This window comes from Endozoicomonas sp. G2_1, from assembly GCF_017744155.1.
Lineage (GTDB): Bacteria > Pseudomonadota > Gammaproteobacteria > Enterobacterales > Alteromonadaceae > JAGHQT01.
On sequence record NZ_JAGHQT010000004.1, the window covers coordinates 264950 to 285894 of the forward strand.

Genomic DNA, 20945 nt, shown 5'->3' on the forward strand with positions numbered 1-20945 from the left:
TGGTTGCTCTTTTTTGTTTTTACTCGTTTTTCAGTGATCAGGCGACATATTCAGGCCCTAAGCCCATGCTCCACAAAATCGCCGATGCGGCCATAATACTCACGAGTAGCACTAAACCACAAGTTACCACTGAGCTTGCGTATATAAAGCCTTTTTCTTCTGGGATGTTCATCATGATTGGCACGCCAGAATAGAGCAAGTAAACAGAGTAACTCAACGCCACCAAGCCAGCGCAAACGAAAAACCATAACACCGGATAAAGCGCTGCAATACCAACCATTAATAATGGCGTTGCTGTGTATGCGGCGAGTTCCAGTGATTGGGTAAAATCTGGTGATGAATCAAACGTTTTTGCCATCCAGTGAATTAGGTAGGCAAGTGCAAAAACACCAACAATCAGCGCAAAGTACATGGCAACTGACATGATCATTGCACTGGTGCTAGTGAGTTTGATCGGATCGCCGGCTCCTATGGTCCAGCCGATATGAGCTGCGGCATAATAGCCACAAATTGATGGAATTAACGCAACGGTTAATATGTGGGCAAGACTATAAAATAAACTCTCGTGACGCTTTTCTATGGTTTGCCATTCTTCTCTTGGATGGGCGTACAATCCCCAAATATGGTTTAGGATCATAGTTATTTTCCTCTCGCTGTCCCCAATTTCAGATATTGTTCAGCTCTTTTGCGCTGATAAACAATACCCCGTTTATCGACATTCTTTTTATTGGTTTATTGTTGTTGTTTTTTTAGTCGATAGTTTATTTATGTCGGATGGCAACAGTTTCGTCAAGAACTGTCTTAAAAATAACCATAGAAAAGCACAGGTTTTACAGTTTATGACAAACTTTGACGAAATTAGACAGCTTTTTAAATGTCGCTGCTATTTTGAGAGCAGGACTAGAACAATTGAAGATAATGGAGGAAGTGGCCTTAGCTGACCTTAACACGTACGACTCGCATGATATCAATATCAAAGCCGGCGACAGACTCTGTGTCTGAGTAATAAGTCAGGTTAACTCGCTGTCCAGCCAGCGAGCGGTATGCTTGTTTTCGCTTGTATTTAAAGGGAACATCAATTCCATCAAGCATTACTGTATTGAGAAACCAATCATCTTGCTCGCGTTGAACGTGAGAGATCACTTTTACATGCTCACTGTGAATGAGCTTCTGGTGTTTATTTAATAAGGTTTTGACTTCTTTTGACATCGACGTTGGTCATTTATTTCTGCTGGACATAAAAATATGTCCTTTGATTGTCCTGCTACTTTATCACTAAACAGTGATGCTTGTGTCGATAAATATTGATCTATTGCAAGGTGATATAAGTTAACTCAGCACTTAGCTAGCGTATATGGTAATATTGCCCCGTTTTTGTTATTCACTTATTTGCACTGAGGTTTTTGTGTCGGTTCAAGCATTACTCGCGCCTGTTTTATCTTTTCTCAAATGTTCAACACCAGAGGCTTGGTTGGAAAAAGCGCGACAACCGGAAAACCTAACGGTATTGCTAACTGACCATATGATTTGTGAGTTAAAGGCGGCGCAAACTGCGATGTATTTGATTCGCAAATACGCGGTTGACAAAGAAAGTGGTGATGCCTTGTTGGCTTGGTTAGCGCCTTATGAAGAGTTTATTTACCGAAAAAATGGCACCCTTGAAGAACTTGCAAACAAAAACACCTTATCAAAACAAATTTTACCGAAAAGCGATTCCGCCTACGGCCAAGATCTGATTGATAAAATGGTACTTTTGATTAAAGAAGAATTACATCACTTTTATCAAGTTTTTGAGATCATGGAAAACCGCGGCATCAGCTACCAGAGCATAACGCCAAGTCGTTATGCCAAGGGCATGATTCGCCACGTTACGAGTTATGAACCGAATACGTTAGTCGATAAGTTGATTATTGGTGCCTATATCGAAGCGCGCTCTTGTGAACGTTTTGCTAAATTAGCGCCAATGCTAGACGATGAACTACACAAGTTTTATATCTCTTTGTTGCGCTCTGAAGCCAGACATTACCAAGATTACCTAACACTCGCCGAACAAATAGCCGGTCGAGATATTAGTGATAGAGTTCAATTTTTTGGCGAGCTTGAGGCTGAACTAATTCTAAGCGACGATCAAGATTTTAAGTTTCACAGTGGTACACCTGTATAACTTTATGTATGAATTCAAACCACATAAATTCACATTAATCAGATGACTGTTGACCAAACACTTTTCTTAAATATGCGTTTGGTTGACATAATTTCTTGCATTATTTTCATTAAGGCCACTTGGTTGCTCGTTAAATAGTCGTTATGATTATTTACAAACTAATAACAATGAGTGACCACCAATGAAAAAAGCCTTCTTATGGGCCAGTGCAATCGTTGTAATGGCCGGTTGTCAGCCCAACACTGACGCTACTAATAGTAATCAATCACCATCAGAGTCTCCAGCGCAGGTAGCTGCGGTAAAAGCTATGTCTGAAAGTGAGCGTTTAAATCAGTGGTTTGCGGAAAAATATGAGCAGCAATTGCAAATGAGCCCACTGATGATGACGTTTCTTGGTCGCAAAGATAAATACGACCAATTTGACGATCTTTCCGAGCAGGCGGAAATAGAGCAATTAGCCTGGATGAAGGCCGCGGCAGAAGAACTAGAAAGTCAGTTCGATTATCAAAAACTCGACCAAGATGCGAAGATTTCTTATGACATTTGGCTTTATCAATACAGCCAAGCGCTGAAAAACGACAAGTTTAGAAATAGCGGCTATGTATTCACTCAAATGCAAGGTGTTCAGGCCTTTTTCCCACAATTTTTAATCAACTTTCACAAGGTTGAAGATTTGTCTGATATGCAGGCGTATATCAAACGTATTGGTGGCGTTTCAAGAGGCATAAGTCAATTGTTAGAGCGAGCACAATCGCGAGCTAAGCAAGGTGTTAGACCACCTCGATTTGCCTACGAAGGCGTTTTACAGCAAGCGCGAGGCATTATTGCCGGCCAACCGTTTAGTGATGTTGAGCAAGCATCGCCGTTATGGGCTGATGCCCAAGCAAAAGTCGCTAAGTTAGTTGAAGGGGAAAAGATTGATCAAGCACGAGCGGATCAATTATTAGCTGACGTTAAAAAGGCATTAAACGAACAACTGCAACCGGCTTATCAAGCACTGGTTACATGGTTTGAAGCCGATATCGACAATACAGATATTGTTGCAACTGGCGTAGGTAAGCAGCCAAATGGCGAAGCGTATTACAATCATCAACTCAATGCCCATACCACCACCGATTTAACTGCGGACGAAGTACACAACATCGGCTTGGCTGAAGTGGCTCGTATTCAAAAAGAGATGGTGGCGATTAAAGACAAAGTTGGTTTTGAAGGTGATTTAAAAGAGTTTTTCAAGTTTATCAAAGACGATAAGCGCTTTTATTACAACAACGATGACCAAGGTCGCCAAGGTTACATTGATGATACCGAAGCCTATCTCGATGCCATCAATAAACAGCTACCTAAGTTTTTCGGTATTTTGCCAAAAGCCGACTTGGTCGTGAAACGAGTGGAGCCGTTTAGGGAGCAAGACGGTGCTGCCCAGCACTACTTCCCGGGGGCGCCTGATGGCTCAAGACCAGGTGTTTATTACGCCCACTTATCTGATATGAACGCTATGCCAAAATCTGAAATGGAAGCGATTGCTTATCACGAAGGTAACCCTGGTCATCACATGCAAATTTCAATCGCCCAAGAATTAACTTCGGTACCTGAATTTAGAACGCAAGCTCGTTTTACCGTTTATTCAGAAGGTTGGGGTTTGTACGCCGAACTATTGGCAAAAGAAATGGGTGGCTACCAAGACGACTATTCTGACTTTGGTCGTTTAATCACTGAAATTTGGCGAGCAGTGCGCTTAGTCGTTGATACTGGCCTGCACAGCAAAGGCTGGACTGAACAACAAGCGATTGATTACTTCAAAGATAACGCCCCCGTTGCTTACGATGCTATTGTCTCGGAAGTACGACGTTATATTGTCTGGCCTGGTCAAGCGACTGCTTACAAAGTTGGTATGCTGAAAATTTTAGAACTACGCGCTAAAGCTGAAAAAGCCTTAGGTGATAAATTCGATATTCGCGGTTTCCACGATACTGTTTTAGGTGGTGGTGCAATGCCATTAGCGATTTTAGAAACTCGAGTTGACCAATGGATTGCTAAAGTTCAGGCGTCAAACTAAACCTTAAGTACAGTGCTTTAATTAGAGAAACTAAAAAAGCCAATTGCGAGAAATCGCAGTTGGCTTTTATTTTCAGTAGTTACTTATAGTGGATTGGTCACTTACATCTATGGTTACATCCTAATCAGTAATTCACTCTGAGTTGACGCAGACCCTAAGTCTAATCAAATACCCAAAAAAGTCATTATGAGTGAAGAATTCGACAACAATAGGAGGCTAAGAATCAATAAATCTGTGCACTTTGTTTACTTGATGCGTTACTCGTTTAACGAGTATTTTCTTTATATGTTTTCTTAGCCAAAGTAACCCATTGTCTGCGCTTTGTCGTTTATGCCATAACATTGAAATCGAGGTATGAGGAATATCGATTGGCGGGTGGATAATTGCAAGTTCATCGCAAGCTAAATAATTGTAGAGAAGTTCAGTAGGCAGAATCGCAATAAGATCAGTCTCTTTAATAACTGGGACTGCGGAGGAAAAACTATTTACTGTAAAAGCAATGCGTCGACTGAAGCCTTGTTGCTGCAAAGCTTGGTCTGTTGGACTAGATACATCACCAGATAATGAAACTAACAAATGCTCGGCTAATGAAAACTCTTCCACTGTTAGATGTGTTTTTGTCAAAGGATGACCTTTACGCATGACGCAGACATAGCTTGTATTAAATAAGTGCTCTGTACAGATATTTTCCAATGAGCGATTACTTTGTCCTATGACAAGATCTACTTCAGCGGTATCTAATATTGATTTGGTGCTAGCTATAGTATAAGGAACCGCATGTAAATTAAGTCCCGAAGCTTCTTTTTCGAATAATTTTCTTAAGTCTAACCAAAGAGCATCAATGACAATATCAGGTAAAGCGACTCTAAAAGTTCGCTTAGCACTTCTGGCCTCAAATTCTTCTGGTTCTATAGCTTGGTTAATATTGTGCAAGGAATCTCGCACTTTGCTCCAAAGGTTATTTGCGTAAGTCGTTGGCTGTATTTTTCGGCCGTCTGGAACAAACAATTTATCACCCCATAATACTCGCATTCGAGATACAGCATTGGATACGGCAGGCTGAGTCATCGATAATCGCTCAGCAACTAGCGTTATTGATTTTTCAGTCATTATTACATCAAATATAACCAATAATTTTAGTTCTTGGGGGCGCATAATTACGTCCTTAATTACTCCTTAAATTCATCATATATTTTTATCTATCGATTGTCATTTAACATAATTCATCAAATTTTTGAATGAATTTAATACCATTATAAAATTATATTTTATCGCTAGGCGTTTTTAATATGAGTTGAATAATCAAACATAAATACAGGGCTGGAAATGAAAAAGATAGCTCAGCTAGTAACTTTTATTTGTTGGTGTGGCTTTGTAAATGCGCACAACCATGATAAAGGCAAAGGTTTTGATATTAAAGTCACTGACCTTGGGAGCAACATTTTTGAATTAAGAACAGAACGCTCAGGGAATGTTGCAGTATTAATAGGAACAGATGGGGTTTTCATGGTCGACACGCAAATGGAACACTTAGTCGAACTCATTGACCACACTCAGAAAAAGCTGTCTCGCAAGCGAGATGTCAACTTAATCCTAAATACACATTTTCATCGAGACCACGTTAGAGGGAATGCTTACTTTAAACAGCGTGGAGCGATTATAATGGCTCACCCCAATGTTCGCCGTTATCTTGAAAAGCCAAAAGCGATCAAGATGTTAGGCCACATCTCTCCTTCGTTTACATCAGAGTATTATCCAACAATTGATATCGCAACTAATACTCTGATAAAAATGAATGGACAAAGTATTGAGCTTTATCACACTCCAAAAGCACATACAAATAGTGACCTCTTTGTTGTATTTAAAGAAGCCAATGTAATACATGCAGGAGACCTTGTTTTTAATAGGCGTTTCCCATTTATTGACATTGACAATGGTGGCTCGGTAGCCGGCTATATTGCAGGCATTGAGAAAGTAATTAAAGTCGCTAACACAGATACGAAAATCATCTCAGGGCATGGCCAAACAGCAACGATAGCAGACCTAGAAGCCAGTATTATAATGTTAACCGAGACGCACAGTATTATTAAAGAATTGATTCAACAAGGCTTGTCTTTAGAAGCTATCAAAGCGTTAGCTCCTTTAGATAAATATAAGGAAAAATGGGATTGGGCATTTATCAGCAGTGATAGAATGATTACCACGCACTACTACGATATTACAGGAATGCTTGAGTAACACTCTATCAATTAAAACAACCTATATTGAGCTTTTGGTTGTAGTTAATTTGAGTTAAGTAGGAGGTAACGATGAATTTAATAGACATTACCAAAATATGCATATGTGCAGCGTTCACATTAGTGGCTGCTAACAGCTTTGCTAAGCAAGACATCATTTTAGCGAAAGACACCAAGGCCGAGGATCATTTTGGTTATAGTGCAGCTATTGATGGTAATACCGTGCTGATTGGAGCACATAAGGCAGATATTGATGGAGTTGTAGATGTGGGAGCAGCGTATGTCTACGTATTTGGTGATAATGGTTGGTATCAGCAAGCCAAGCTTGTGGCGAAGCCATTCTTTGCCGAAGATACAGTTGGCGGCAAGGTCGCATTAAAAAATGATATTGCTATGTTAGGTGCTATGAGAAGGGATGATAAAGGCAAAGACTCAGGTGCCGTTATTTCCTTCGAGCGCCATTTGAATAATTGGAATCAAAGGCAAATTATCACTGCACCTGATGCACAAGCAGGCGATGCATTTGGCCAGAGTATTGCACTGTCAGAACACCACCTTGTCATAGGCGCGCCTCGAAGCGACACGTTAGGTAAAGACTCAGGCGCAGCTTACATTTATAAACGAGAAAAAAACTCATGGCGTTTTCAAACGAAAATTACGGCCAATGATGGTGTCGCTGGAGATTTATTTGGAGTAAGCGCAGCTATTGACAGCAATACCATTCTTATTGGAGCTGATTTACATGATGAAAAAGCAGATAACGCTGGCGCTGTTTATGCTTATGTTCTAGATGACAACCAATGGAGACAAGAAGCTAAACTGATTGCGTCTGATGGTAGTAAAACAGATATTTTTGGTGTCAGGGTTGCTATTTCCGAAAATACCGCGTTAATTTCAGCTAGAAGAGACGACGTTAAAAACATGGGTATCGATGCTGGTTCAGCCTATATTTTTGAGCGAAAAGGTAGTATTTGGACAGAAAAAGCAAAACTGATTTCGCCAGATGGCAAAGCAGACGACAGGTTTGGCCGTGGTGTAGCATTGAGCAAAGACACCGCAATCATAAGTGCAATGAATCACGACTCGAATGGCAGAGATACTGGTGCGGTTTATGTCTATAAAAAAATGTAAATAGTTGGGAACACACCGCAAAAATTACTGCAAAGATAAGCTTACCCAATGATAGATTTGGCTGGAATCTTGATTTGTCTAACGGAGTGGCTGTGATTTCAACACCAAACTACAATGGAAGAGGTATGAATTCGGGGGCAGTATTTGTACAAGAATTAAATAATGAGGCTAAATAGGTAAGATCTAATTAGGTTACTTTATTTTATCTTGGTTAGACAAAACATTTACTTGTGACACCTTAAAGCATACGCCTGTTATAATAATTTTAGTGAAATCTCTTACCTGTAAGGTTGATGTTAAACCACATTGTTGAGGTTAGTTCATAGTACCAAAGGCGCTGCGCAGTTCTACGCAGCAACAGTTTCAGCAATTACACAGCGATTTCTACCGGTTTCTTTAGCTTGGTAAAGTGCTTTATCAGCCCGTTCAAAAACATCTTTCCAGGTGTGATCGTGGTTCACTTCGGCGATACCGATTGATACCGAAATTGGCGGCAGGTAGGTTTGTGTTTGTCGCTGCATTAACCTCAATGCGTGAATTTCTTTGCGCATGGTCTCGGCAATCATTTTGGCTTGTGCCACACTCTGGTTAGTTAGCACAACAACAAATTCTTCGCCGCCAAATCGCACCGCAACATCTTTACTGCTGGTGTTTGACTTGATCACTTTAGCAATGCGCTGAATAACCTTATCACCGACAAAGTGACCAAAGGTATCATTAATTGATTTAAAGTGGTCTATATCAATGGCCAATGAACAATGAGCGTCTTCTAGCGTGACATCGGCGAGCTTAGCATCGCAACCCCGTCGATTGAGCAAGCCAGTGAGTGCGTCTAAGTAGGCTTCTTCTTTGCTTTGCTTGAGCTTTTCTTTTAGTTGATTGACTTCTTGATAAGTTTTCGCCAACTCTTTTGATAGTGACTCATGCTTGCTTTGCGAGTCTGTTAAATTGGTACTTAGAAAGCTCAATACTTTTTGTACTGCCGCTTGGTCGGCATTGTTGTCATTGGCCAAACTCTGATTGAGGGCGCGGTCGGCAAGTTCTAAATTATTTGCCATGGTTTTATCTGAAATCGCCTGTGATTTCAGTTTTTCCATGGTTGCGTTGATTGACTTTTCAAATGGTGCCAGCACTTGGCTTTCGACATTATTGGTTTCAGCAATGTATTTGTGAAACAGCTGATCGATAAATTCTGAGGTCAACAACTTGTCTTGAGCGATGTGTTGCTCAATTTCTTTATTCAGCGCAGGTAGTCTATTACAAACGTAAAGATAAATAACACTGTAATTTATTGGGCTGGGTGCCAACAAGTGTTGGGTAAATATTTGGTGAGCTTTCTCACTGTGTTGACAAGCAGATTCATAACTATCTTGCATTATCATGCGTTTTCTCCATTAGCTTTTAACTATTATTTTTGGCTAATATTTCGGAAAAACTTGGCAGATATGTTACTTATATCAGTTAAGCACAGTAGCTTAACTTGTCATCCTTGGAATTATTCAAGCGTACATCTATAAAACGCAAAAAACACTATTTACTGCATCCTGTGTTAATTGTGTTTTTGTTCAATTTGAACTTGGTGATTATTTTAGCAGCGCCTGCATTTGAATTACAAGCGTATTTAGCATACTCAATGAAAATTTTAATAACAGTAACAAAAACTTAGACTGGTTAGTCAAAGTCTCGCTGCAACAGCTCGAAACCTTCTGGTGTCACTTTTAACCAAGCGCCTTGCTCGTACCAGTCGCCGAGCACTATTCTCGTGGCATCAGCTCGATTGGCTTGCAGGTCGTGTACTGCAGGTCGATGAGTGTGGCCGTGAATCATCAATTGACAATGGTACTTCTCAAGCTGGCTGACAACCTCGCTCGGCGTAACGTCCATAATATCGAGTGACTTGCCCATTTTTGCGTTGGCGCTTTTTTTGCGGTAGTTCTCAGCAATATTTTTTCGGACAAAAAGCGGCAAACTTTTCATTATTCCCTGCCACCACCATGTGCGAGATTTTTTGCGAAAGGCTTGGTAATCGATATCTTGAGTACACAAGGTATCACCGTGCAGAATTAGCGCTTTTTGACCGTATAAATCAACAGTCTCTAGTTCAGGCAGTAGCGTCATTCCGGCTTTTTTGGCGTAACGCTTACCCAACAAGAAATCGCGATTGCCATGAATAAAATAGATGTTTGTGCCGCTATTGCTGAGAGATTTGAGGGCGTCGGCTATTTGATTGACAAAGGGGCTGTCATCATCATCGCCAATCCAATATTCAAACAAGTCACCTAAAATGTAGAGGGTTTCTGCTTTTGGTGCTTGCTCTTTGAGAAAGGTGAGAAAGCAGCCAGTGATATCTGGCCGCTGCTCCGATAAATGTAAATCGGCAATAAAGTAAGTGAGCAATGGCTTACTCTACTTCTACTGCTTCAACAATGATTTCATCTTTTGGTACATCGTCATGGAAGCCAAAACGGCCAGTTTCAACTAAAGTCATTTTGTCGACAATGTCCATGCCTTCAACAACTTCACCGAACACACAGTAACCCCAGCCTTGCATGGTCTCGCTCTTGAAGTCTAAGAAGTCGTTGTCAACTAGGTTGATAAAAAACTGGGCAGAGGCTGAATGAGGCTCTTGCGTGCGGGCCATTGCTAGCGTACCACGCTTGTTGCTCAAACCGTTGTTGGCTTCGTTTTTGATTGATTCACGAGTTGTTTTTTCTTCCATGCCAGAAACAAAACCACCACCTTGCGCCATAAAGCCTTTGATCACGCGGTGAAAAATGGTGCCTTCGTAGTAACCTTCTTCGGCGTACTGTTTGAAGTTAGCGGCAGTGATTGGTGCTTTATCAAAGTCTAAAGCAATTTTGATATCGCCAAGATTGGTTTTAAAAGTGATCATAATCGATTCTCTGTCGTTGAATATGGCGCAAATTGTAACGCAAGATAGGCATCTGTAAAGAAATAAACAAGTTTGCTGATGATTTGATGATTCTGTTGAAACCTTAGGGTACAATTGCCGCGATTTTCACTTATTATCAGGAAGTTTTGACACTATGTTGCAAATATACAATACGCTAACGCGTAAAAAAGAAGCCTTTGTCCCGCTACAAGAAAACAAAGTCGGCTTGTATGTTTGTGGTGTTACCGTTTATGACCTGTGTCATATTGGCCACGCTCGCACCTATATTGGGTTTGATAACATGGTGCGCTTTCTTCGTTTTTCTGGCTTTGACGTTAACTACGTGCGCAATGTGACCGATGTTGAAGATAAAATTATTAAGCGCGCGGCGGAAAATAACGAAGATTGGCTAGCCTTGGTTGAACGCAATATCGATGAAATGTATCAAGACTTTGATGCCTTGAATTTATTGCGCCCTGATATTGAACCGCGTGTGACTACTCACATGGCCGAAATTATTGAAATGATTGGTCAATTAGTTGAGAAAAACCACGCCTATATTGGTCAAAGTGGCGATGTTTTATTCGACGTATCTAGCTTTGCTCAGTACGGTCAGTTAAGTGGTCAAAATCTCGAGCAATTGCAAGCGGGCTCACGAGTTGAGGTTGACGATAACAAGCGCAACCCACTTGACTTTGTTTTGTGGAAAATGGCGAAGCCGGGTGAGCCGGCGTGGCAATCACCATGGGGTGAAGGCCGTCCGGGTTGGCATATTGAGTGTTCGGCGATGAACGCTAAAGAGCTGGGGGCGCATTTTGACATTCACGGTGGCGGCTCTGACTTGGCATTTCCACATCACGAAAACGAAGTGGCACAAAGCTGCTGTGCATTAGACACACCGTACGTGAATTATTGGGTACATACCGGAATGGTACAAGTTGACCAAGAGAAAATGTCGAAGTCACTGGGCAACTTTTTTACTATTCGGGAAGTACTGCAAAAATACGATGCTGAAACCACTCGTTATTTCTTAACGTCAGGTCATTATCGCAGTCAGTTGAACTATTCAACTGATAACTTAGACCAAGCGCGTGCCTCGCTAGAGCGGATATATACATCGTTGCGTGATGTTAGTGTTCCAGCTGATTTGGTGTTTGATCAGAATCATCCGCAAGTGGTTAAATTCTGCCAAGCAATGAATGACGATTTTAATACGCCAGAAGCGCTGGCGGTGTTATTTGAATTAGCGAAAGAATTGAATGTCGCCAAGCAACAACAGAGTGAGCAAGTCGCAACACTTGCCTTGACCTTAAAAACATTAGGCGGTTTGTTGGGGTTATTGCAAATGGAGCCAGCTGAGTTTTTACAAGGTGGCGGTGATGCTGACGAAGTGGCTGAAATTGAAGCGTTAATTGCTCAGCGTAACCAAGCAAGAGCCGATAAAAACTGGGCCTTAGCCGATGAAGCACGTGATAAACTTAACGCCATGAATATTGTGCTAGAAGATAGTGCAGGCAAAACGACTTGGCGTAAGAAGTAATAGGGTTCATTGACTAAAAAAGCGCGCGATAAACTGAGTTTATCGCGCGCTTTTTTAGTTTCTAGGTATATAGTTTACGACTGAGTTTCTCTCGCTTTTGCATAACGAGTAAATAACAAGGCCATCAGTGTTAATATCACTAAGACTGAACTCGAACCACCATGACCATGACTTTCACTGATTTGAATCTGAGTGCTAGGCGCAGTATTCGGTCGCGGATCACGGTCGGCACTTTCTAGCGGTAAGGCATACAAACCATTGGTGTCGTCGGAACTGATGCTGGTGACAATATCGCTGTAACCGACTTCGTACAGGTCGATTAACACGTCATAACCGTCGGCAAAATATCCTGAGCGCAGTGTTGTCACCACTTCATAGCTATCGCTTTCATTGTCGTTCACTATGGTAAACGCGTCAGTGGTAAAGTAGTGCAACCACGGACCACCGTCTCTGCTGAGGTAAAGTTCTGCATAAACATCAGCACTTTCGATTAAACCAAAACCGTCGACATCAGCATCAAAGGTCACGCTGAACGTACTGTAGTAGCCATCGCCGTCAACATCGTCTAGTAGTTCACTAAAAGCATGGTAAATACTAAAACTATGACTAAAGCGCGCACTTTTCTCTAATTGACTTACAGCTGACGCTTGCGCTTGTTTTTGAGCGATAACTTGCTCTCTGGTTTGGTTTAACGCTTTGCCGAGTAGCTGGTCTGGTAGCGCTTCATTGAGGTTACTCGGCTTGTTGTTAGATACTGCCGTATTACCGTTATCGCTTTTGTCATTTAGTTGTGCAGGCGTAGTTAGCTGTTCGTTAACCATAGCGCCGATTGAAGAGCTTGTTACTTGTTGCTGAACTTGTTCTGCTTGAGCAGATGGCGCACTTAACAGTCCAGCGCCTATTGCGATTGCCGCGCTCATAGCCATAAGTGACGATCTTGTTTTGTTTATCGCCGTTGATAATGTCGGTAGCGTGTCGTTATTTTTTTGTAGAAAAGACATCTGTCATCTCCCATTGTTTTAAAGTCGTGCTTGGTTGTGATCAATTAAAACAAAGAGAAACTGAACAAATGCTGAATGAAGCTGTTCAGGCTTCGTTCAGTTAGTGATAGGTAAGCTTGTGTCAAAATCGAACAGTAAAGCTTAAAAGCGAAGGCTAAAACTAACTTGTCTTTTAGCTTTTCGCTGCTTTAGAGGAGAAGGTGATGACACTTATAACGCAAAACACTATTAGTCAAACAAGTAATAGCCAAGCAAATAGCATTCAAACTAAGCTGTTGATAAAAACGTCACTGGTGACAGCCTTGGTATTGACTGCGTTTAGTAGTTACGGCCAAGGTCACTATTCATATCAACAAAGTAGTTTTTATGATCGCGCCAAAGTGATCAGCGTGACACCAATTGTTGAACAAATAAAAATTGCCTTACCACGTCAAAAGTGCAAACCGAGATATTATCAAAAACAGTATCGTCCTCATGATGATGGCGACACATTAACCGCAGTTGCTGGTGCAGTTATTGGCGGTGTGGTTGGCAACCAAGTGCTAAAAAACTCTAAGTATCGAGATATTGGTACTGTTGCGGGCGCAGTCATTGGTGGTTCTATTGCATCTAATAGCGGTCACAATAGTTACCAAGTTCACCACAGCAATGGTGGTTTTAGACATCATCACCAATGTCGCGATCGCTATCAAATAGTTGATGAGATCGTCGCGTATCAAGTCAAATACCGATATCAGGGAGAGATCTTTAGTACGCGTATGAAACACCATCCCGGTAAGCGTATTGATGTTAAAGTGAGTGTTTCGCCGGTTTAATGGCAGCGAGATTGCCCTCGTGATAACAGTTTATTTAAGCGGGGCAATCTATTACTATCAGCGTTAGAGAAGAACTCTTTGAGTCAGGTACAGCAATTATGCGTTTTATGTTTGTGGTAAGTGTACTGGTTGTCGCACTTGGTTTTGGCATTGCGCCGGCCAAGGCGAACAGTGCTAACTACCAAAAAGTATTATTTCAATCGGGACAGGGCGGCCAACAAGCACTGAGAATAAAAAGTGCTCAGCAAGCCGTTCAGCTAGTAAAACGTCAATACGGTGGAAAAATACTGAAAGTACAGCGGCAAAAAGTGAACGGTAAACCGGGCTATCGCGTCAAATTGCTCAAAGACAATGGCAATGTTGTTTCGGTATTAGTGGATGCCAAATCTGGCAGAATTATTGGTTAGATAGGTGTTTTATGCGTTTACTACTTGTTGAAGACGATGTTGATTTACAAACGAATTTAAAAACTCATCTTATGTCGGCGAAATATTCAGTCGATGTCGCCGCTGATGGTGAAGAAGGTTTGTTTCAAGGCTCTGAATATCCGTATGACGCCGCAATTGTCGATGTTGGTTTACCTTTGCTCGATGGCATAAGTTTAATTCGCAAGTTGCGAGCGGAAAACTTCGACTATCCCATCATTATTTTAACGGCTAGAGACCGTTGGCAAGATAAAGTTGAAGGCCTTGATGCTGGTGCCGACGACTATCTGACTAAACCGTTTCAGCCGGAAGAACTATTGGCTCGTTTAAATGCCTTAATTCGTCGCTCTGTTGGCCAGTCAAGTCCAGTCATCGAAAATGGCCCGCTGATGATCAATACCGCAACGTTATCGGTGTCGGTTGCTGACCGCCATATTAGTTTAAGTGGTTCGGAATATAAGCTTCTTGAATATTTGATGCTCCACCTTGGCGAAGTTAAATCAAAAACTGTGTTAACTGAACATATTTACGATCAAGATTTTGATCTCGACTCGAATGTTATAGAAGTATTCATTAGGCGCTTACGCAAAAAATTAGACCCTGAAAGCCGTTACGGTTTTATTGAAACGCTTCGCGGTCAAGGTTATCGATTGAAGAAAATCACCGGTGAGGCTTAGGGCTTCCTTAAATTTAGCGCTTTCTTAAATTTAGGGCTGGCGCATACAGTTGTTAGAATCGTGCTTTTTGAACAAATAATATTAGTCAACTTAGCCGTTAACCCTAAACAACAATCACTAAACAATTATCTGTAAAAATAGTCGCTATTTGTGAATACTAATCAATCAGCAAATCAAACCTCTAATGCTTCAAAACATAGTGCCGGTCAATTTTTTAGCCGCTGCTATCAAGTATTTACCGCTTCATTGAAAGCTAGGTTGTTGACTAGCGCTATTTTTGTTGTCTTAATTGTTCTACCGATTATTGGTATCACCCTCAACCAAGCATTTGAAGCACAACTTAAAAACGCAATAAAAAAAGAACTTACTGCCTACAGCTACTCTATTTTGGCGGTCGCAGAAGTAGATGCTAATCAGCTATTGATGCCAGAACAGCTTTTAGAAAATCAGTTTAACGTCATTCAATCTGGGCTTTATGCCTTGTTCAGTGATTATCAGGCCAACAATAAACTTGATCTCAATGGCGAGAGTAAAGCTAGTGAAGGGGTTGTTTGGCGTTCTTCTTCACTGTTAGGACTTGAGCTACCGGAACAGTTGGCACAGCCAAAGTTGGCAGAAAATAGTTTTGCTTTGGTTGAGCTGGATAACCAAGCGCACTTTATTTTTAGTATTACCATTAACTTTGCCGACAACCTTCAAGATTTACCGCTGACATTGCACATTATTCGCAGTCAGCAAGAGTATTTAGCAAGCTTACAAGAATTTAAACAAACCTTGTGGTTATGGTTGGCGGTACTTATGTTACTACTGTTGGTCAGCCAAGTGTTGTGGTTGTTGTGGACACTGAAGCCGTTAAAAGTGTTAAAGCAAGAACTGGCCGATGTCGAACAAGGCCGAACTGATGAGCTCAAAGCACAATACCCTAGCGAGTTGCAACAAGTCACAGGCCAGGTCAATACCTTGTTGGCAACCGAGCAAAGTCAGCGCAAACGCTATCGCAATGCTTTGTCTGACTTAGCGCATAGTTTAAAAACACCTCTAGCTGTTATTCAGAGTCAGTCTGATTTGAGTACTAACGCCAAAGAGCAGCTTTCGACGATTAACCAAATGATTGAACACCAGTTGAAACGAGCGCAAAGTGCCGGTCAATCATCATGGCATTTGGGGACCGAGATTGCTCCGGTATTAACTAAACTGGCTAATACTTTTAAAAAGCTTCACGCGACAAGCGCCAAACAACTACTAACCGAACTTGGTGATGGTCTTATTTTTAAAGGTGATGAAGCCGACTTAATGGAAATATTGGGCAATCTCATCGACAACGCATTTAAAGCGGCCAACAGCCAAGTGAATGTTAGTATTTTCATTAAACAGCGGTACTTAGAGATTCATGTTGAAGATGATGGCCCTGGCATCGATCAAGATCAGAAAACATTAATTTTAGAACGCGGCACGCGGGTTGATACTTACAAACAAGGCCATGGTATTGGTTTAGCTATTGTTAGAGATCTTGTCGACAGTTATCAAGGCGAGTTAGACATTGCTCGTTCGTCGCTAGGTGGCGCACATTTTATGCTGACCTTTCCAAACTACTAATCCGTTTAGCGGGCTTTTGGTCTAAGCCTAGGACCAATATAACTATTTAATTGAACAAAGCTGTTCAGTTTGTGTTCATCTTATCCACTCTACACTGTTAATACTCGTTACTAACTTAGGAATTAACGATGACAGTGGACAAACGTTTTGATTTGAGCGCTAGGGTAAAAATAGCGCCACTACTATCTGGGGTATTAGTATTATCCCTCAGTGTTATCGCGCCGTCGGCATATGCGACACCACCACCTAAGAACGTTGTTACTGAGTATCAAATTGACGAATATTCAGAAGCAGAATTAGCCCAAATGCTGGCGCCAATTGCGTTATATCCCGACAGTTTGTTGGGGCATATTCTTATTGCTGCAACTTACCCTTTAGAGGTCGTAGAGGCTGCTCGGTGGCAGGAAGACCACAAAGACTTGCGTAAAACCAAAAGAGCTGAGTTGATTGACCAACAAGACTGGGCTCCTAGTGTTAAGGTGCTGATAGGATTTCCCATGGTGCTATCGCGAATGAGCGATGATCTCAGTTGGACACGTGAGCTAGGTGATGCTTTTTTACAAGATGAAGCAAAAGTACTGGCGAGTGTTCAAGATTTGCGGCATCAAGCAAAGCTCGCTGGCACGCTAGCTGAGTTAGACAAAGTGGATGTAGAGTACCAAGACAAAACCATTATTTTGCAACCGGCCAAAAAAGAGATTGTCTATGTGCCTTACTATGACTCTCGCCATGTTTATGGCGATTGGCGTTGGCGTCACCACTCGCCAATTTACTGGCATAACCGCATCGGCTACAGGTATGGCAACCACTATCATCGGCATCGCGGTCATTTAGGCTGGTATAGCGGTGTCGATATCTCGTTTAACTTTTTTTTCAATGCGGTCAATTGGCACAATCGTTATGTTGTGGTCAATTTACCTCGCCATTATTCATATCGAATCCATCGTAATCATCACAGATATTATGGCCGTCACGCGCTTATAAATGATCGCCACACCAGAAGATGGCAGCACAACCCATATCACAGACGCAGCGTAAGCTATGGTGATTATCGAACACGTGCGAAATACCTGAGTAGTTCTTCATCGGGCAAAAAATATAGAAGTAGTAAAAAACGAGACCAGCACTACGCTAACAGCCGCTATTACCGGGATAGAAAACACGTTAGTCGCTATAAAAATAAAAAATATAGACATAAGGATAAGGCCTATAACCGTGTTACTAGCTCGACTAAAATACGTAAAGTGGTCAAACAGCCCAGTAAATATCGACACAAAACAAGCCGAGATAAGAACTATTACTCAGCACATAAAAAAGTGATAAAACGACAGCAAGTCAAACACAAGTATCGCACTAACAAGAAACAGCGCAGCTACCAAGGCCAAACGCGTAAAGTAAAACAAGGATATAGAGTTAAAACAGCAAGCAAGAGCCGACACAGTAAACAGCGCTATAAGCGTCGTGAATAAGTGACCGGTTTATCCTCTGGGTAAGGGAGTACTAGCTGCTGAAATGCACATAGCAACAATAATAATGCTTCAGTGGCTAGCTTTTTTAATCTGGATGTAAAAACTGGTGTGAGTTTAGCAGACTAACAATCTTTAGCTTTTAAATTACTGTCTATTTTTAGCGGGTGCTTAATCTTTTTCCAATAAGTGACTTTCCCTGCAACATTGACATGGGGGAATTTGTTACCGTTAGTTGCTTTTCCAAGAAAATCGATGAGTTTTTGATAACTGTCGTGAGCGCTAATATCTATTTCTAGCAAGTCTTCTTTGCGATCAGCAAAGTAATCGTAAATGTCTCTTTGATGCTTTTGATAACAGTCGAGTAAATGTTGGTCATCATTAATGGCTTCAATACTCAATGGCGCAAATATCTCGCTGTAGCAGCGTTTTAATGTTGGATTAAAACCACCGTCAGTGCGGGTTAAGTTTTTCTGCATGCGCAAAAGTAGTTGCTTAATCGACGGCAACCAGCGTTCAGCACTGCGAGTTAAATAGATGAATTTGGCATTGGGGTATTGCTTATCAAGTGTTTTAAAATCGCAAAACACTGGCGTGTCTGCAATCGCTTGAGCGTTATCTAGGCAGTGCGGGCTATAAGCAGTGTGAGCAACGGAGTAACCGAGTTCAAGTAGACTAATACAAATGCTTGTAGTACCTGTGCGAGGCAAGCCGATAATAAATAATTTATTGTTTGAATGTTGAAGCATTATTCAGTGGTAACTAGTATCGCGCGATATGTTGCGCTAAGAGAGCCTCATAATACCACTAATGGTTAATTATCTGATGATAAATTATTGCTCACAGTATACTTCGACTTGTCGCTGGCTCAATGCTAGCTGTTGTTTCTTGTCTTCTTCAGAGAGCAAAGTCGTATTGCCGTCTTCGTCTGTGTATTGAATATCGTCGAAGTTGGTCAAGGTCTTAATATTTTGTTTAGCTTCTTCACAGCGCTCTGCCATTTTTTGTGCAACGAGTGACTGGTTTGCTGGAGAAGTTTCATTATTGGTAAGAGTAGATGATAGATCTGAAGCAACTGAAGGCGATTCAGACGGCGCAGGTGTTGCACTTTTTGCCATCGTAATTTCAGTATAATTATTATGGCTAGGTTGATGTTGGCTAAAGTGAACGACATTGTCTTCGTCTACCCAGCGGTAAATCACCATGCCTTCGGCGCTGACAGTCGTATTTGAAAGCAATAACAGCGTACTTAAAACTACCGATTTTCTTATTATATCCATGACTTTATCACCGAGCTACTGAGATAAACAGTTGTTATCACTCTTTTATAGCAATTGCGACTAGATAACACAATTAATTATTGGCTCAGTAGATTTCATTATGACTGGATTAGCAGATATGATAAATTGTCCCCACAAATTCTAGTTAATTAATAGTTTCTTCATGACAGTGAGTAATTCAAACGAACAATCTAAAAGCCGTGGTATTTATCTGTTACCTAACTTATTAACAACCGCCGGCTTATTTTCTGGCTTTTATGCTGTTGTCTCTTCAATGAATGGCCATTTTGTTAGCGCGGCGGTTGCCATTTTTGTCGCCATGATTTTTGACGGTTTAGACGGTCGTGTTGCCCGTATCACCAATACGCAAAGTGCTTTTGGTGCTGAATACGACAGTATGGCCGACATGGTGTCATTTGGCATTGCGCCTGGATTGGTTGCCTATAATTGGGCGTTATCGGGAATGGGGAAATTTGGTTGGCTAGCCGCTTTTATCTTCGTCGCCTGTGCCGCGCTGCGCTTAGCTCGTTTTAATACCCAAGTCGGTGTTGCCGATAAAAGATATTTTCAAGGGCTTGCCAGTCCGGCCGCCGCGGGCGTATTGGCTAGTTTAGTCTGGGTAGGTGGTGAATATGAAATCAATGGTAATGACTTTGGTTTTATCATTGGTTTGTTAACTATCGCTCTTGGCTTATTGATGGTAAGTAACTTTAGATACAACAGCTTCAAAGAAGTCGACTGGAAAGGTAAGGTTAATTTTGTCGTAGTACTGCTTATTGTACTCGTTTTTGTCGTTGTTGCTGCCAGTCCTGCGGAATTGTTATTAGCAATTTTTGCACTGTATGCAGCATCTGGGCCTGTAACGACGATTCGCAGTGTTAAAAAGTTAAAATTAGAACACGTTGTTGGTGATGACCAAGATGCTGACTTCAATGCTAACTGTGAAAAGAATGTTGTTGAAGCAGAATCTGTTGAATGTGAAAAAGCGGAAGATAAAAAAGATAAAGTTTAAGCGTATCTAAGCTCCTAAACGTTATATTAAGTAAAAAGCTCTCTAGTAGGGCTTTTTTTATACATGCAACCAAGGTTTTGTTGCTTATTTGAGCGTTTAACCAAAAAAACGAAAAAAGTTTAAAATAAGTGTTGACGGCCAGATAAAAATCTCTAAAATGCGCATCCACTTCCACGGGGCAGCCCAACGAAGTGTTTTGATAAGTTTAGTGAGCGAATATGCTAGGTAAACGGGTCAGATAACTTAGAAAAATAAATTAAAAAATTTTTCAAAAAGTTGTTGACATCAAAACTAGGAAGCGTAAAATTCGCATCCTCTTCAACGCACTAATGACAACGCTTCGAGCTAAGTTAGTCAGTTGAAACGCTTCTCACGAATGCGATGAGTAAGCAGCATCATTAAGATGCAGTTCTTTAATAAGTAGTTATCATGCAATGTGTGTGGGCATTCACGACGATGATAGATTCAACTAAAAGTTGCTTCGGCAACGAATTTATCTTGATGAATGTCTATATACAAACTTAATAAGTTTTATAGTACAGAATTCATTGAGCAGAAGCTTTTAGCTTCACAAACGATTTTAATTGAAGAGTTTGATCATGGCTCAGATTGAACGCTGGCGGCAGGCTTAACACATGCAAGTCGAGCGGAA

The 20945-nt window shown here is 41.3% G+C and carries 20 protein-coding genes and 1 rRNA gene; 12 read left to right on the forward strand and 9 right to left on the reverse strand.

Going from position 1 to position 20945, the window contains the following annotated elements:
• Window positions 1–37: 37 nt before the first annotated feature.
• On the reverse strand, window positions 38–637 hold the full coding sequence (locus tag J7384_RS07885) for a Yip1 family protein (protein ID WP_209112759.1): 600 nt from the start codon (window positions 635–637) through the stop codon (window positions 38–40).
• Window positions 638–933: 296 nt separating this feature from the next.
• On the reverse strand, window positions 934–1209 hold the full coding sequence (locus tag J7384_RS07890) for a hypothetical protein (RefSeq protein ID WP_209112761.1): 276 nt from the start codon (window positions 1207–1209) through the stop codon (window positions 934–936).
• Window positions 1210–1405: 196 nt separating this feature from the next.
• Between J7384_RS07890 and miaE the strand changes: the two genes are divergently transcribed.
• Both miaE and J7384_RS07900 read left to right on the forward strand, forming a co-directional pair.
• Window positions 1406–2164, forward strand: a complete 759-nt coding sequence (miaE, locus tag J7384_RS07895; RefSeq protein ID WP_348523856.1) for a tRNA isopentenyl-2-thiomethyl-A-37 hydroxylase MiaE — start codon at window positions 1406–1408, stop codon at window positions 2162–2164.
• A 181-nt stretch (window positions 2165–2345) separates the two neighbouring features.
• Window positions 2346–4220, forward strand: coding sequence for a DUF885 domain-containing protein (locus J7384_RS07900; protein ID WP_209112765.1), 1875 nt, complete (start codon window positions 2346–2348; stop codon window positions 4218–4220).
• Between the two features lie 216 nt (window positions 4221–4436).
• Here J7384_RS07900 and J7384_RS07905 read toward each other — a convergent pair whose 3' ends face one another.
• On the reverse strand, window positions 4437–5375 hold the full coding sequence (locus tag J7384_RS07905; RefSeq protein WP_209112767.1) for a LysR family transcriptional regulator: 939 nt from the start codon (window positions 5373–5375) through the stop codon (window positions 4437–4439).
• Window positions 5376–5546: 171 nt separating this feature from the next.
• Here J7384_RS07905 and J7384_RS07910 point away from each other — a divergent pair, with 171 nt between their 5' ends.
• Both J7384_RS07910 and J7384_RS07915 read left to right on the forward strand, forming a co-directional pair.
• Window positions 5547–6458, forward strand: coding sequence for an MBL fold metallo-hydrolase (locus tag J7384_RS07910; protein ID WP_209112769.1), 912 nt, complete (start codon window positions 5547–5549; stop codon window positions 6456–6458).
• A gap of 71 nt (window positions 6459–6529) precedes the next feature.
• Entirely contained in the window at window positions 6530–7588 is a 1059-nt protein-coding gene (locus tag J7384_RS07915; RefSeq protein WP_209112771.1) for a hypothetical protein, read from the forward strand.
• A gap of 347 nt (window positions 7589–7935) precedes the next feature.
• Here J7384_RS07915 and J7384_RS07925 read toward each other — a convergent pair whose 3' ends face one another.
• From J7384_RS07925 to J7384_RS07935, 3 genes are all read right to left on the reverse strand, one after another.
• Window positions 7936–8970, reverse strand: a complete 1035-nt coding sequence (locus J7384_RS07925; protein WP_209112773.1) for a GGDEF domain-containing protein — start codon at window positions 8968–8970, stop codon at window positions 7936–7938.
• 289 nt (window positions 8971–9259) lie between these two features.
• Window positions 9260–9985, reverse strand: coding sequence for a UDP-2,3-diacylglucosamine diphosphatase (locus tag J7384_RS07930; protein WP_209112775.1), 726 nt, complete (start codon window positions 9983–9985; stop codon window positions 9260–9262).
• Window positions 9986–9989: 4 nt separating this feature from the next.
• Complete coding sequence (locus tag J7384_RS07935; protein WP_209112777.1) at window positions 9990–10481, reverse strand: peptidylprolyl isomerase; 492 nt, start codon at window positions 10479–10481, stop codon at window positions 9990–9992.
• A 154-nt stretch (window positions 10482–10635) separates the two neighbouring features.
• Between J7384_RS07935 and cysS the strand changes: the two genes are divergently transcribed.
• Window positions 10636–12021, forward strand: a complete 1386-nt coding sequence (cysS, locus tag J7384_RS07940) for a cysteine--tRNA ligase (protein ID WP_209112779.1) — start codon at window positions 10636–10638, stop codon at window positions 12019–12021.
• A 74-nt stretch (window positions 12022–12095) separates the two neighbouring features.
• Here cysS and J7384_RS07945 read toward each other — a convergent pair whose 3' ends face one another.
• The gene (locus tag J7384_RS07945; protein ID WP_209112781.1) at window positions 12096–13022 is read right to left on the reverse strand and encodes a choice-of-anchor H family protein; all 927 of its coding nucleotides are present in this window, start codon (window positions 13020–13022) and stop codon (window positions 12096–12098) included.
• A gap of 203 nt (window positions 13023–13225) precedes the next feature.
• Between J7384_RS07945 and J7384_RS07950 the strand changes: the two genes are divergently transcribed.
• From J7384_RS07950 to J7384_RS07970, 5 genes are all read left to right on the forward strand, one after another.
• Window positions 13226–13837 carry a glycine zipper 2TM domain-containing protein gene (locus J7384_RS07950; protein ID WP_209112783.1) on the forward strand — a complete coding sequence of 204 codons (612 nt, stop codon included), beginning with the start codon at window positions 13226–13228 and terminating at the stop codon, window positions 13835–13837.
• A 98-nt stretch (window positions 13838–13935) separates the two neighbouring features.
• Window positions 13936–14244 (forward strand): PepSY domain-containing protein, encoded by a 309-nt coding sequence (locus tag J7384_RS07955; protein ID WP_209112785.1) that lies wholly within the window; start codon window positions 13936–13938, stop codon window positions 14242–14244.
• Between the two features lie 11 nt (window positions 14245–14255).
• On the forward strand, window positions 14256–14939 hold the full coding sequence (locus tag J7384_RS07960) for a response regulator transcription factor (RefSeq protein WP_209112787.1): 684 nt from the start codon (window positions 14256–14258) through the stop codon (window positions 14937–14939).
• A 150-nt stretch (window positions 14940–15089) separates the two neighbouring features.
• A complete protein-coding gene (locus J7384_RS19665; protein ID WP_209112789.1) occupies window positions 15090–16535 on the forward strand; it encodes an ATP-binding protein in 1446 nt (481 codons plus the stop codon).
• Between the two features lie 128 nt (window positions 16536–16663).
• On the forward strand, window positions 16664–18004 hold the full coding sequence (locus tag J7384_RS07970; RefSeq protein WP_209112791.1) for a DUF3300 domain-containing protein: 1341 nt from the start codon (window positions 16664–16666) through the stop codon (window positions 18002–18004).
• 122 nt (window positions 18005–18126) lie between these two features.
• Here J7384_RS07970 and J7384_RS07975 read toward each other — a convergent pair whose 3' ends face one another.
• Both J7384_RS07975 and J7384_RS07980 read right to left on the reverse strand, forming a co-directional pair.
• The gene (locus tag J7384_RS07975) at window positions 18127–18750 is read right to left on the reverse strand and encodes a sulfotransferase family protein (RefSeq protein ID WP_209112793.1); all 624 of its coding nucleotides are present in this window, start codon (window positions 18748–18750) and stop codon (window positions 18127–18129) included.
• Window positions 18751–18834: 84 nt separating this feature from the next.
• The gene (locus J7384_RS07980; RefSeq protein WP_209112795.1) at window positions 18835–19281 is read right to left on the reverse strand and encodes a DUF4124 domain-containing protein; all 447 of its coding nucleotides are present in this window, start codon (window positions 19279–19281) and stop codon (window positions 18835–18837) included.
• A 163-nt stretch (window positions 19282–19444) separates the two neighbouring features.
• Here J7384_RS07980 and pssA point away from each other — a divergent pair, with 163 nt between their 5' ends.
• Window positions 19445–20293, forward strand: coding sequence for a CDP-diacylglycerol--serine O-phosphatidyltransferase (gene pssA, locus J7384_RS07985; RefSeq protein ID WP_209112797.1), 849 nt, complete (start codon window positions 19445–19447; stop codon window positions 20291–20293).
• A 581-nt stretch (window positions 20294–20874) separates the two neighbouring features.
• A 16S ribosomal RNA gene (locus J7384_RS07990) occupies window positions 20875–20945 on the forward strand; the annotation flags it as partial.